This window comes from Dongia deserti (genome assembly GCF_003574735.1).
Taxonomy (GTDB): domain Bacteria; phylum Pseudomonadota; class Alphaproteobacteria; order Dongiales; family Dongiaceae; genus Dongia_A; species Dongia_A deserti.
In genome coordinates, this window is the sequence record NZ_QORW01000019.1 from 60634 (window position 1) to 73686 (window position 13053).

Annotated in this window: 10 protein-coding genes; all 10 read left to right on the plus strand. The window is 63.4% G+C overall.

Annotation, left to right across the window (positions count from 1 at the left end; genetic code table 11):
• Positions 1 to 422: 422 nt before the first annotated feature.
• The 10 genes from DTX69_RS24020 (at position 423) to DTX69_RS24065 (ending at position 13050) form a co-directional block, all read left to right on the plus strand.
• Positions 423 to 1958, plus strand: a complete 1536-nt coding sequence (locus tag DTX69_RS24020; protein ID WP_119304124.1) for an undecaprenyl-phosphate glucose phosphotransferase — start codon at positions 423 to 425, stop codon at positions 1956 to 1958.
• Between the two features lie 107 nt (positions 1959 to 2065).
• Positions 2066 to 2863 carry an isoprenyl transferase gene (locus tag DTX69_RS24025; RefSeq protein ID WP_119304125.1) on the plus strand — a complete coding sequence of 266 codons (798 nt, stop codon included), beginning with the start codon at positions 2066 to 2068 and terminating at the stop codon, positions 2861 to 2863.
• Positions 2864 to 2878: 15 nt separating this feature from the next.
• Positions 2879 to 4246: a UDP-glucose dehydrogenase family protein gene (locus DTX69_RS24030; RefSeq protein ID WP_119304126.1), complete on the plus strand. Its 1368-nt coding sequence runs from the start codon at positions 2879 to 2881 to the stop codon at positions 4244 to 4246.
• Between the two features lie 186 nt (positions 4247 to 4432).
• On the plus strand, positions 4433 to 5323 hold the full coding sequence (locus DTX69_RS24035; protein ID WP_119304127.1) for a sugar phosphate isomerase/epimerase family protein: 891 nt from the start codon (positions 4433 to 4435) through the stop codon (positions 5321 to 5323).
• A 74-nt stretch (positions 5324 to 5397) separates the two neighbouring features.
• Complete coding sequence (locus DTX69_RS24040; RefSeq protein ID WP_119304128.1) at positions 5398 to 6624, plus strand: SLC13 family permease; 1227 nt, start codon at positions 5398 to 5400, stop codon at positions 6622 to 6624.
• A 154-nt stretch (positions 6625 to 6778) separates the two neighbouring features.
• Positions 6779 to 7357 carry an ANTAR domain-containing response regulator gene (locus tag DTX69_RS24045; RefSeq protein ID WP_119304129.1) on the plus strand — a complete coding sequence of 193 codons (579 nt, stop codon included), beginning with the start codon at positions 6779 to 6781 and terminating at the stop codon, positions 7355 to 7357.
• Positions 7354 to 8517, plus strand: coding sequence for a CmpA/NrtA family ABC transporter substrate-binding protein (locus DTX69_RS24050; protein WP_119304130.1), 1164 nt, complete (start codon positions 7354 to 7356; stop codon positions 8515 to 8517). The genes DTX69_RS24045 and DTX69_RS24050 overlap by 4 nt, the downstream gene beginning before the upstream one ends.
• Positions 8518 to 8811: 294 nt before the next feature.
• Positions 8812 to 10233, plus strand: a complete 1422-nt coding sequence (locus DTX69_RS24055; protein WP_119304131.1) for a CmpA/NrtA family ABC transporter substrate-binding protein — start codon at positions 8812 to 8814, stop codon at positions 10231 to 10233.
• A 21-nt stretch (positions 10234 to 10254) separates the two neighbouring features.
• On the plus strand, positions 10255 to 11337 hold the full coding sequence (locus DTX69_RS24060; protein ID WP_119304132.1) for an ABC transporter permease: 1083 nt from the start codon (positions 10255 to 10257) through the stop codon (positions 11335 to 11337).
• Positions 11338 to 11346: 9 nt separating this feature from the next.
• Positions 11347 to 13050: an ABC transporter ATP-binding protein gene (locus DTX69_RS24065; protein WP_119304133.1), complete on the plus strand. Its 1704-nt coding sequence runs from the start codon at positions 11347 to 11349 to the stop codon at positions 13048 to 13050.
• The last annotated feature ends 3 nt before the right edge of the window (positions 13051 to 13053 follow it).

The following is a 13053-nucleotide window of genomic DNA, read 5'->3' on the forward strand; positions in this document are numbered from 1 at the left end:
ACAGCTTTGTCGCGAGTTTCTCACAGCTTTGTCGGAGTCGCGGAACGTGCCATGGAGTAAAAAAGTAGAATTACGAGTCTGCCTGCGACGCGTCAAAGTCAATTGAGTGAACGCGAAGGAGCGAGGGCCAGGTAGATCGGCAAAGAGGCGTTTCGAACTCTTCTGCTGGCGATACAAAACTGTGAATGGACACGGCTTGTCGCAGTTTCCTCACAGTTTAGTTGGTGGCCATTCGATGCGTGGCGAACAGATGAGGAGCTTGAAAGCCTGTTGCGCTGCGATAGCATGGCCCTGACAAACGCAACTGCTGGCTTGGCGCCCTGGAACGTTCGATAGCGATCAAAATAACAACAAGAATGCCAAGAGCTACTGTCTGGTGGGAGACGTGGTGAACTGTTCGGGGGAGGGATACAGGTGGCGCCATGCTTCAAATGCGCACTGCGGCCAGGATGCGTCCTCACGCGGTGGACTCCTCGGAGCTGAGTTCCTTCCGAACCCAAACATCGGTACGCAAGCACTATCTTCCCCGCGATCCGCGGCTCGGCGGACTGCTTCTGGCGCTGTGCGATCTCGCCGTGTTCGCTGCAGTGATCGCACTGATCGCGATGCTGCTTGCGCCGGGCGGCGCTGAGCGCTTCTCGACATCGTGGCCGCACTTCACGCTCACCAGCGTGCTTGCCTTCATCGTCGCGCATTCGCTGGCGAGTTCCTATGACATCGCCGGCGCGGTGCACACATCTCTGTTCGACTTCGTTATCAAGCCCGCCATTCTGACCTGCACGGCGGTGACCTTCAGCTACATGATCGAAGTCTGGCTCGGCCGCAGTGCGGTCGAAGGAGAGTTTGCACTCAGCATCGGCGAGCTTTCTGCCGAGCACTATGTGATCGTCTTCGCGACGCTGGCGATGGCAGGCGAGCGGCTGCTCGGCTACGGGCTGCTCAATCGCTGGCAGGCGGCCGGTCATCTCTCGACCAACGTGGTGGTGTTCGGCGCTGAAACGATCGGGCAGCGTCTCGTCAAGGTCGTGCGCGAGGAATATGCGGACTCTGTCGAGGTCGTCGGAATCTTTGACGATCGCACCCAGCGCGCGCCGGACCATGTTCATGGCATCGCCGTCGAGGGCGGCATCGACGCGTTGATCGAGTTCGTGAAGTCCACCCCGGCGGTCGATAAGGTGCTGATCGCCCTGCCGATGAGTGCGGAAAGCCGCATCCTGCAGCTCCTGACCAAGCTGCGGAGCTTGGCGGTCGATGTGGCGCTGGTGCCGGACTTTGTGGGCATGCGCCTCGAGCGGCAGTTCGCGCGCGCCGGCCAGCCGCCGCTCCTCAGCGTCCTGCGAAGGCCGCAGTCGGAGTTCGACTGGCTGGTTAAGCGCAGCTTCGATTTCACCACCTCACTTGTCCTGCTGATCGCGCTCTCGCCGCTGCTGGCGCTGACCGCGCTCGCCATCCGGCTGGACAGCCCGGGACCCATTCTGTTTCGCCAGCCTCGACTCGGGCTCAACAACAAGGAATTCAACGTCCTCAAATTCCGCTCGATGTATGTCGAGAAGGCCGACCTGGAGGCCCGCGAGCAGACTAAGCGGGACGACGCGCGGGTGACGCGGGTCGGCACGTGGCTACGGCGCCTCAGCATCGACGAGCTGCCGCAGCTCTTCAACGTGCTCGCCGGCGACATGTCGTTGGTCGGACCGCGACCGCATGCTTTGGGCATGCAGGTGAAGGATCGGTTGTGCGATGAGATCGTGCGTGAATATGCAGTGCGCCACCGCATGCGGCCGGGCATAACCGGCTGGGCGCAGGTGCGCGGGCTGCGCGGCGCCGTGGATGAGCCGGCGCTGCTGGAGGCGCGCGTGAACCACGACATTTACTATATCGATAATTGGTCGTTCTTCTTTGATCTGCGAATTCTCATGATGACCGTGATCGAACTGATAAGGCCGAGGAATGCATTCTAATTGTCAACTTCATTTCCGCGCATGACCGCGCGAACTCGGCTGTCTCCTGCCGTCACAGCACAATATGAGATCGGTCCGCGTCCACTCCGGGATCAGGGGCGCGCGGCATGACTGAATTCTCGAGTGCACTTGTGGAGATCCGCAAGCTCGCGCCGGAAACGGCGCCGCAGCCGAGCGTGCCGGCTGCCCTGCACGTCGCGATCATCATGGATGGCAATGGAAGGTGGGCCCGCGCGCGCGGGCTGCCACGCACCATGGGCCATTATCATGGCGCCGAAGCGGCACGCGCGGTCGTCAAGGCAGCCGTACAATCCGGCGTCACGCACCTGACCCTGTTCGGCTTTTCGTCGGAAAATTGGAAACGGCCGAAGGCGGAAGTGCAATACCTCATGGGCATGCTGCGCCGCTACCTGCAAAGGGACGTGAAGGAACTGCACGAGGCAGGCATCCGTCTCTCGGTGATCGGCGAGCGTGCTGCCCTGCCGGGCGATATCGTGACGCTGATCGGAGAGGCCGAGAAGCTGACACGTGACAACTGCCGCCTGCACCTGACCATCGCTCTGAATTATGGCGGACGCGGCGATATCGTGACCGCCGTACGTCGCCTGGCATCGCGCGTGGCGACCGGCATGTTGGACCCGGAGGATATCGACGAAGGATCCTTCGGCGCCCATCTTTCCACTGCTTCGCTCCCGGATCCCGATCTCATGATCCGCACCAGCGGAGAGCAGCGCATCAGCAATTTCCTGCTCTGGCAGCTTGCCTATGCGGAGATGGCCTTTGTAGAGAAGTGCTGGCCCGATTTCACCGGAGAGGACCTGATGGCAACGTTGGCGGAGTTCCGCCGCCGCGACCGCCGTTTTGGCGCAATCATGTCGGACGCCCAGGCGGGCGCCGCCATTTAGATATAGGAGTGATCGATGAAAATTGCCGTCATTGGCAGCGGTTATGTCGGCCTGGTTTCCGGTGCCTGCTTCTCCGAGTTCGGGTTCGAGGTTGTGTGCGTCGACCAGGACGCGACCAAGATCGCACAGCTCAATGACGGCAAAATTCCGATCTACGAGCCGGAGCTCGACACGCTCGTGAAGAACAATGCCGCACGCAAGCGGCTCTCCTTTACCACCGATCTCAGCGCCGCCATGGCGGGCGCGGCCGCGGTCTTCATCGCGGTCGGCACACCGAGCCGGCGGGGCGACGGCCATGCCGATCTCAGCTATGTCTATGCCGCGGCAAAGAGCATCGCGCGCGAGATTCGGGGCTATACCGTCGTCGTCACAAAATCGACCGTTCCGGTCGGCACGGGCCGCGAAGTGGGAAGGATCATCCGCGAGACCAATCCCAACGCCGATTTCGACATGGTTTCGAACCCCGAGTTCCTGCGCGAAGGCTCGGCGATCGGCGACTTCATGCGGCCGGACCGTGTGGTCATCGGCTGTGAGTCCGACCGCGCGCGAGACGTCATGCGCCAGCTCTATCGTCCTCTGTTCCTGATCGAGACGCCGATCCTGTTCACGAACCTGGAGACCTCGGAACTCATCAAGTATGCCGCCAACGCCTTCCTGGCGATGAAGATCTCCTACATCAACCAAGTCTCCGACCTGTGCGACAAGGTGGGCGCCGATGTGCATGACGTGGCGCGCGGCATGGGCCTCGACGGGCGCATCGGTCCCAAGTTCCTGCATCCCGGGCCCGGCTATGGCGGCTCGTGCTTCCCGAAGGACACGCTTGCACTGGTGAAGACCGCGCGCGACGCGGGCGCGCCCATCGGGCTGATCGAAACAACAGTCGAGTTCAACGACTCGAGGAAAAGCCAGATGGTCGAACGCATCGTCGCCGCGCTCGGGGGAACGGTAACCGGCAAGACGGTCGGTGTGCTCGGCCTCACCTTCAAGCCGAATACAGACGACATGCGCGATGCGCCGAGCCTGGTCATCCTGCCGGAGCTGATGAAGCGTGGCGCCAAGGTGCAGGCGCATGATCCGGTCGGCATGGAGGAAGCGAAGAAGCTGATGTCCGATTTCAGCTATTACGACGATGCGTACGATGCCGTGGCGGGGGCGGACGTCCTGGTGATCCTGACCGAGTGGAATTCGTATCGCGCCCTCGACCTCAAGCGCATCAAGTCCCTGATGCGGTCGGCGAACATCGTCGATCTCAGGAACATCTATCGGCCCGAAGAAGTGGTGCAGCTCGGCTACCGCTACTCCAGTCTTGGTCGGCCTCAGGCGGTAGAGGCGGAGCCCTCAGTGATCGATCTGGCCGAGGCGCGCGAAGCGGCAGCGCGCTGAACCGCACTGCCTTTCGGCAATCGCTGCAACGGTTTAAAGTCGGCCGCAAGCCCGGATTGACCCAGTGCGGGTCGTGCTGTAAATCGATTTACAGGATCTGTCCCGTATCGGCCTCAAGTCGCTCGCCGAAAACGTAAAACGTTTTGCGAATCGCATCTTGCGGCCGTTCCGGCGTGGGAGGATGGCATGAACAAGCTGGGCGTGCATGCGCTGGTATGGGTCGGTGGCTGGAATCATGAAGAATGCGTCAAAGCCGTCGGCCAGACCGCGGAGCTGGGCTTCGACCTGATCGAGATTCCGGCACTGGATCCGAAATCGATCGACGTCGACTTCACGCGTCGCACGCTTGAGCGGAACCGGCTCGGGGTCACCATGTCCCTCGGCCTCGATGCCGCCACCGACATTTCCAGCGGGGATCCGGAGAAGATCGCGCGCGGCGAGGAGCGATTAATGGATGCGCTGCGGGTCGCGCGCGATATCGGCGCGACTCACGTCTGCGGCATTCTCTATTCCGCCTTCCAGAAATACTTCCTGCCGCCGACGGAGAAGGGCACACAAGGCTCGATCGACGCCATCCGCCGATTCTGCACCGAAGCCGCCAAGAGCAACATCACCATCGGCATGGAGGTGGTGAACCGTTACGAGAGCAACGTGCTGAACACAGCGGCGCAGGCGGTCGACTTCTGCCGCCAAGTCGGCGCGCCGAATATCAAGGTGCATCTCGACACCTATCACATGCATATCGAGGAGGCGGACATCGAGGCGGCGATCGTCGAGACGGGGCCGATGCTCGGCTATTTCCACATCGGCGAATCCAACCGCGGATACCTCGGCGCCGGATCGCTCGACTTCGACCGCGTCTTCCGCGGCCTTGCCAAAGCCGAGTATCGCGGCCCGATCACGTTCGAGTCCTTCTCGTCGGCCGTGGTCAACCAGCCGCTGTCCGGAATCCTGGCCATCTGGCGGAACCTGTGGACCGACGGCCGCGACCTCGCCGGCCATGCCAAGCATTTCATCGAAGCACATCTCAAGGCCGCGCAGGAAGCGCACGTACGCAGCAAGGTCGGATTGCAATAGGCACAAATCTGTGCGACCCCTTGCAAGGGTAGCTGGGGAAGGTTCGCAGGCGGCCGGGTAGGACCGCCACATCGATGACGCTCTTCATCTCAATTCTTTTTGCCTTGACCTATGTCGGCATGGCGATCGGGCGCGTGCCGGGCTCGCGGGTCGACCGCACCGGCATTGCAATGATCGTTGCCGTGGTGCTGGTCGTCGCCGGTACCTTGCCGGGTGCCGAAATCGCGGACGCCATCCACTTTCCGACCCTGCTGCTGCTCGCGGGCTTGATGATCCTGTCGGCGCGGGTTGGCGCCGCGGGGTTTTACGACGCCGCGGCGGCTTGGATCGCGCGCCAGGCGGGGCAGCCGTTGCGACTCCTGGCTTTGACGATCGCGATCGGCGGCGTGCTCTCGGCGCTCCTGGTCAATGACATCGTCGTATTCGCGATGACGCCGTTGCTGTGCGCGGGTCTTGCCGCGCGCAAGCTGGATGCGCGACCCTTCCTGTTCGGGCTAGCCGCTGCCAGCAATGCCGGATCGGCTGCGACTCTCATCGGCAATCCGCAGAACATCATGATCGGCCAAGTCGGCAATCTCGGCTTCTGGTCATATTTTGCGGCGGCGATCGTGCCGTCACTGCTCGCACTCGTGGCCTCGTTCGTCTGCATTGCGTGGGCGTGGCGCGCGAACTTGCGAGCGCAGGCCGCGCCGGCGCTCATCACTGTCCCGCATTTCGACCGGCAGCAGACCGGCATCTGCGGTATTGCCCTGGTCGTGCTGCTTACCTTGTTCACGACGCCGCTGCCGCGGGAGATTTCCGCCTTGCTGGTTGCGGCCTGCCTGATCGTGAGCCGCAAATACGCAACGCGGCAGCTGCTGGACGAGATCGACCTGCCGCTGCTCATCCTGTTCGCGTCCTTGTTCGTCGTGAACGACGCCTTCGCGCGCACTGGTTTCACGGAGCAGGCGATGCGTGCGCTGGAGGCATATGGCTTGCTGCCGGATCGCGTCTCGCTGCTCGCGCCGCTCGCTCTGATGCTCAGCAACACGATCGGCAATGTGCCGGCGGTGGTGATGATCCTGAAGGTCTGGCTCGGCATTCCAGAAGGCACGTTGGTGGGCTTGGCGATTCTCTCGACGCTTGCGGGCAACTTGCTGCTGGTCGGCAGCCTCGCGAACCTGATCGTCGCAGAACGAGCGGCTGGGCAGGGCGTGCACCTCTCCTTCCGCGATCACGCCAAGGCCGGCGTGCCCCTCACGCTGATTTCCATGCTGGTGGCCGGCCTGTGGCTGTGGGGCACCGGATTCATGGCGTGGTAGCGGCGGGTCAGCGACTGCCTGTTTTCCAGTCACCTCTGCCGGCGCCGGATGGCCGCTAGACTCGAATCGTTGGCTTTTCTGCCCTGGCACGCCGATTGCTCTAGAGCCTGTCCTGGCGCTGGCGAGGCCGGCGCCCGAAGCTGGCCGGAGATGAATGGCGTTGCGTATCCTCGTTGTCGACCACAATTCTGAACGGGCTTCCGTCGTCCGCCAGGCTTTAGTCGATGTCGGGGGCTATATGGTGGAGGTGGCGCCGAGGGCCGGCGACCTGCTTGCCCTTTTGCGCACGGCCCAGCCGGACGTGCTGATTGTCGATCTCGATCTGCCGGACCGCGACACCATCGAGCAACTGCGCGTCGCCACCCGCGAGCGGCCGCGGCCGATCGTCATGTTCGTCGACCAGAGCGACAATTCCATGATGCATGCGGCGATCGAGGCCGGCGTATCGGCCTACGTGGTCGACGGCCTCAGCGTCAATCGCGTGCGTCCGGTGCTGGATGTGGCGATCGCACGCTTCAAGGCCTTCGATGCGCTGCGGCGCGAACGCGATGCCGCGCGCAGTCAGCTGGCCGAGCGCAAGATCGTCGACCGCGCCAAAGGCATTCTCATGCGCGCCAAGGGCATTACCGAGGAAGAGGCCTATGATCGGATGCGCCGCACCGCCATGAACGAGCAGCGCAAGATGTCGGAGATCGCGCAATCCATCGTGACTGCCGCGGAGATGTTGAAATGAACGGCGATTTGACGCCGGTGCGGGCCGGGTTCATTCCCCTGATCGATGCGGCTGCGCTGATCGTGGCTGCGGATCGCGGCTTTGCGGCGGAAGAGGGGCTCAGGCTCGAGCTGGTGCGCGAAGTGTCATGGGCCAACGTGCGCGATCGCCTCATGCTGGGGCAGTTCGATGCGGCGCACATCCTGGCGCCGCTCGCCATCGCCGCCGCCCTCGGCAGCGACTATACAAAGGTGGAGATGGCAGCGCCTTTGGCCTTGGGACTCAACGGCAACGCCGTCGTCGTGTCCACCGGTCTCTATCGCGCGATCTCCGATGCGGCGCCGGGCGATCTGAACGACCCGGCGGAGACGGGGCTGGCGCTATCTCGTGTGATCGCTGCGCGGCGCAAGCAAGGCGCGGAGCCGCTGGTCTTCGGCATGGTGTTCCCCTTCTCCAGCCACAATTACCAGCTTCGCTACTGGATGGCCGCAGCTGGGATCGATCCTGATCGCGACGTGCAACTGGTGGTGCTGCCGCCACCCTACGTGGCGGACGCGCTCGCCAAAGGGCAGCTCAACGGCTTCTGCGTCGGTGCGCCTTGGGCCAGCGTCGCGGTGGCGCAGGGCGTCGGACACATCCTGCACTTCGGCGTCGACCTGATCGCGCGCTGTCCGGAGAAGGTGCTGGCCACCAGAAGCAACTGGGCGGCGGCGAATGCGCCGACGCTACAACGGCTGGTGCGCGCATGCGCGCGTGCAGCGGCCTGGTGCGCGGCGCAGGAAAACCGTACCGAGCTTGCGCAGATCCTGTCTGCGCCGGAACGCCTGGGCATCGAACCGCAGACGATTCGCCAAATCCTGGATGGACGCCTGATGATCGCGCCTAACGGCGAGACGCGCGCGGATGCGCGGTTCTTCGTGCTGGACGGCTGGGCGGCACTGCGCCCCGACCCGCGTCACGCGCTTTGGCTCTACGCACAGATGGTGCGCTGGCGGCAGATCGAACATTCGCCAGCGGCCGTCATGGGCGCAGCCGGTGTCTACCGTCCGGACTTGTTCGACGCAGCGCTGACCACGCGCAATGATGCATCGGCGGCCGATGGAATCGGTGCATTCGCCGGGCCGCTTTTCACGGCCGGAGACGTGGCAGGCTATCTGGCAGCAGTGGCCAGGAGCGCCTAGTCTTTGTGCAATGCACAAAGCGAGCGCAGCGAATTTGGGCAATGTGCTCGGGCTGATGCTCCGGGAGGTCGCGGCCACATTCCGTAAGTGCTTTAGGAAGAACGAAAACCACTGAGTGCGTGACGTTGGCACGGCATGTGTAAGAGAAAGAACTGAGCGGGGCCGCTTTCGGTAGGCGGTCTCAACAGTCCAACGCCGGACCATACAGCAACGCCGCTGATCTGAAGCGCCATTCATGCGCCGAGGTCAGCGGCGTTTTTGTTTCGCGATCCCGTTGGGGGAGAGGAGAGAAAGATGTCCAAAGTCACGCGCAGCCAGGGCTTTGCGCAGGTGAGCCGCCGGCGCTTGCTGCAGACGGCGTCGCTGGGTGGTCTGGCGCTCGCTCTCGGTCCAACCATCCACCCGGCACGCGCCGCGCCGCTCGTTCCCGAGAAGGAGGACCTCAAGCTCGGCTTCATCAAGCTCACCGACATGGCGCCGCTCGCCATCGCCAAGGAGCTCGGCTTCTTCGAGGAGGAGGGGCTTTATGTCACGCTCGAAGCGCAGGCCAATTGGAAGGTGCTGCTCGATCGCGTGATCACCGGCGAGCTCGACGGTGCCCACATGTTGGCCGGCCAGCCGCTCGGCGCCACTATCGGCTTCGGCACCAAGGCGCATGTCATCACGCCAATCTCCATGGACCTCAACGGCAACGGCATCACTGTATCCAACGCCGTGTGGGAGGAGATGAAGCCCAACATCCCGGTCGGCGGCGACGGCAAGCTGGTGCATCCGATCAAGGCTGACGCCCTGAAGCCTGTGATCGATCGCTATAGAGCCGAGGGCAAGCCCTTCAACATGGGCATGGTGTTCCCGGTCTCCACCCACAACTACGAGCTGCGCTATTGGCTGGCGGCCGGCGGCATCCACCCCGGCTTCTATTCCGCGATCGATAACAGCGGCCAGATCATGGCCGAGGCGCTGCTCTCCGTCACGCCGCCACCGCAGATGCCGGCGACGCTCGAGGCCGGCACCATTCTCGGCTACTGCGTCGGCGAGCCGTGGAACCAGCAGGCGGTGATCAAGGGCATCGGCGTGCCCGTCATCACCGATTACGAGATCTGGAAGAACAATCCGGAGAAGGTGTTCGGCATCACCGCCGCTTTCGCCGAGGTCAATCCCAATACGGTGATCGCGCTCACCAAGGCGCTGATCCGCGCCGGCATGTGGCTGGACGCGGAGAACAACACGAATCGCGCCGAGGCGGTGGAGATCCTGTCGCGACCCGACTATGTCGGCGCGGATCCGCAGGTCATCGCGAACTCGATGACCGGCACATTCGAATATGAGAAGGGCGACAAGCGCGAGGTGCCGGACTTCAACGTCTTCTTCCGCCACTTCGCGACCTATCCCTACTACTCGGATGCGATCTGGTACCTGACCCAGATGCGGCGCTGGGGCCAGATTCCGGAAGCCAAACCGGATTCCTGGTTCGCCGAGGCTGCGAAATCCGTCTATCGCCCCGACTTCTACCTGCAGGCCGCAAAGATCCTGGTCGAGGAAGGCAAGGCAGCCCAAGAGGACTTCCCCTGGGACAGCGACGGTTATCGCGCGCCGACCGCCGATTTCATCGACGGCATGACCTACGACGGGCGCAAGCCCAACGACTATCTCCGAACGCTGGCGATCGGTCTCAAAGGCACACAGCGTGTCGAAGGTGCCGCCGTCACCAACTGATTTCACGAGAAGGCAAGAGACATGAGCTTCATTACCAATAACGCCGCGATCGACCCGATCACTGTCGAGCGGCGTGAACAAAGGCTGGCGCAGATCGGGCGCTTGTGCGGCGCCTTGAAGCTGATCGGACTCGGTTCCTTCGCGCCGCTCCTGCGCCTCGTCTCCGGTGGGAATCCCCGCGAGGAACTGGCTGAGCTCTGGCGCCAGATCGGCATTCCGCTGGTTGCGATCGCCGTCTTCCTCCTGGCGTGGAACGCCGTCGCGCCGCGGGTCGAAACCAGCCTTGGCGCTCTACCCGGCCCAGCCCAAGTCTGGGAGCAGGCGATTGGTCTCTACGACACGCATGCGACGGAGCGCGAAAAGGAAGCGGCTTTCTATGAACGCCAGGAGAAGCGCAATGCCGAGATCCTGGCGGCGGACCCGACGGCCGAGGTGAAGATCAGGCCGTATGCCGGCCCTCCGACCTTCTTCGATCAGATCTTGACGAGCCTCAAGACGGTGTTCACCGGCTTCGTGCTGGCGGCGCTGGTGGCGGTGCCGCTGGGAATCGTGTGCGGACTCTCCCCGGCGATCAACGCCGCCGTCAATCCGCTGGTGCAGATATTCAAGCCGGTCTCGCCGCTGGCCTGGCTGCCCATCGTCACCATGGTGGTGAGCGCGCTCTACGTGACAGAGGATCCGCTGCTCTCCAAGTCGTTTCTCAGTTCGGCGATCACCGTCACGCTCTGCTCGCTGTGGCCGACCTTGATCAACACGGCCTATGGCGTGGCTTCGATCGACAAGGATCTGCTGAATGTCGCGCGGGTCCTGAAGCTGTCCTGGCCGACCAAAATTCGCAAGCTGGTGCTGCCGTCCGCGCTACCCCTCATCTTCACCGGGTTACGCTTGTCGTTGGGCGTGGGGTGGATGGTCCTGATCGCGGCCGAGATGCTGGCGCAGAATCCAGGGCTCGGCAAGTTCGTGTGGGACGAGTTCCAGAACGGCTCGTCCGCCTCGCTCGCGCGGATCATGGTCGCGGTCTTCACCATCGGCCTGATCGGCTTCCTGCTCGACCGGCTGATGCTGACCTTGCAGGCCGCCGTCACTCATTCGGCGAACCGGTGAGGGCGCGCGATGGCAATCCTTGAATTGAACCGAGTCAGCAAGTCCTACGGTTCCGGCACTGCGAGCGGCGATGTGCTGAAGGACATCTCGCTGGTGATTGAAGACGGCGAGTTCGTCGCCATCGTCGGCTTCTCCGGCTCCGGCAAGACGACGCTCATGTCGCTCATGGCTGGATTGATCCGGGCGGATAGCGGCCTCGTCAGGTTTCGTGGCGAGGTTATCACCGAACCAGGACCGGAGCGCGGGCTGGTCTTCCAGAGCTATGCGCTGATGCCGTGGCTGACGGTCGAACAGAATATTGCGCTCGCCGTCGATGCGACCATGCTGAAGGCCTCGCGGGCCGAGCGTGCAGAACGCACCCGGCACTACATCCAGCTGGTCGGCCTGTCCCATGCAACCGATCGGCGACCGGCGGAGCTATCCGGTGGCATGCGCCAGCGCGTCGCCGTTGCGCGCGCCTTGGCGATGAGGCCGGAGATCCTGCTGCTGGACGAGCCACTGTCTGCGCTCGACGCGCTGACCCGCTCCAAGCTGCAGGACGAGATTGAGGCGATCCGCGCGACCGAGCGCAAGACCATCGTGCTGGTCACCAATGACGTGGATGAGGCGCTGCTGCTGGCCGATCGCATCATCCCGCTGAGGCCCGGTCCGAACGCCACGCTCGGCACAGAATTCCGCGTGACCATGCCGCGTCCGCGCGACCGCGCCGCACTCAACCACGATCCGGAATATCGGCGATTGCGCTCCGGCATCACGCAATACCTGATGGATGCTGCCGAGGACCGCCGTAGCGCGACCGATGATGCGTTGAACGCACCCAAGATCGTGCCTGTCCGTCTCGGTGCCGCGCGCAAAAAGAGCCAGCGTTCCGCACCACCCGCATCCGAGAACCGCTATGTCGAGTTCTACGAAGTTGCCAAGGTCTATCCCACGCCCAAAGGGCCGCTGACTGTCGTCGATCATTTCGATCTGAAGATGGCGAAGGGCGAGTTCATCTCTCTGATCGGTCACTCGGGCTGCGGCAAGTCCACCGTACTGTCGATGGTGGCGGGTCTCGCCGGCATCACGCGCGGCGGCATCGTGCTCGACGGCAAGGAGGTCAGCGACGCTGGGCCGGACCGTGCGGTCGTCTTCCAATCGCCCTCGCTCCTGCCATGGCTGACGGCAGCCGAGAACGTCGCCATCGGCGTCGACCGGGTCTATCCGCACGCGACGCGGCGCGAGCGGGCGGACATCGTCACCTACTACCTCTCGCGTGTCGGTCTCGCCGATGCCCTGCACAAGAAAGCGGCGGACCTTTCCAACGGCATGCGCCAGCGCGTCGGCATCGCCCGCGCCTTCGCGCTGTCCCCCAAGCTACTGCTGCTCGACGAGCCATTCGGCATGCTCGATGCCCTGACACGCTGGGAACTGCAGGAAGTGCTGATGGAAGTGTGGACCCGCACCCAAGTCACCGCGATCTGCGTCACGCACGATGTCGACGAGGCGATCCTACTCGCCGACCGGGTCGTAATGATGACCAACGGCCCGAACGCCCGTATCGGCAATATCATGCAGGTCGATCTGCCGCGGCCGCGCAGTCGCAAGGCGCTGCTCGATCACCCGAAATACTACGACTACCGGGAGGGGCTGCTGACGTTCCTCAAGGATCACGAGAGCGGCGGGAAGCCTCACGCCAAGCCGGCAGAGCCGGCCGCCGAAGCAGCCGCATAGGTG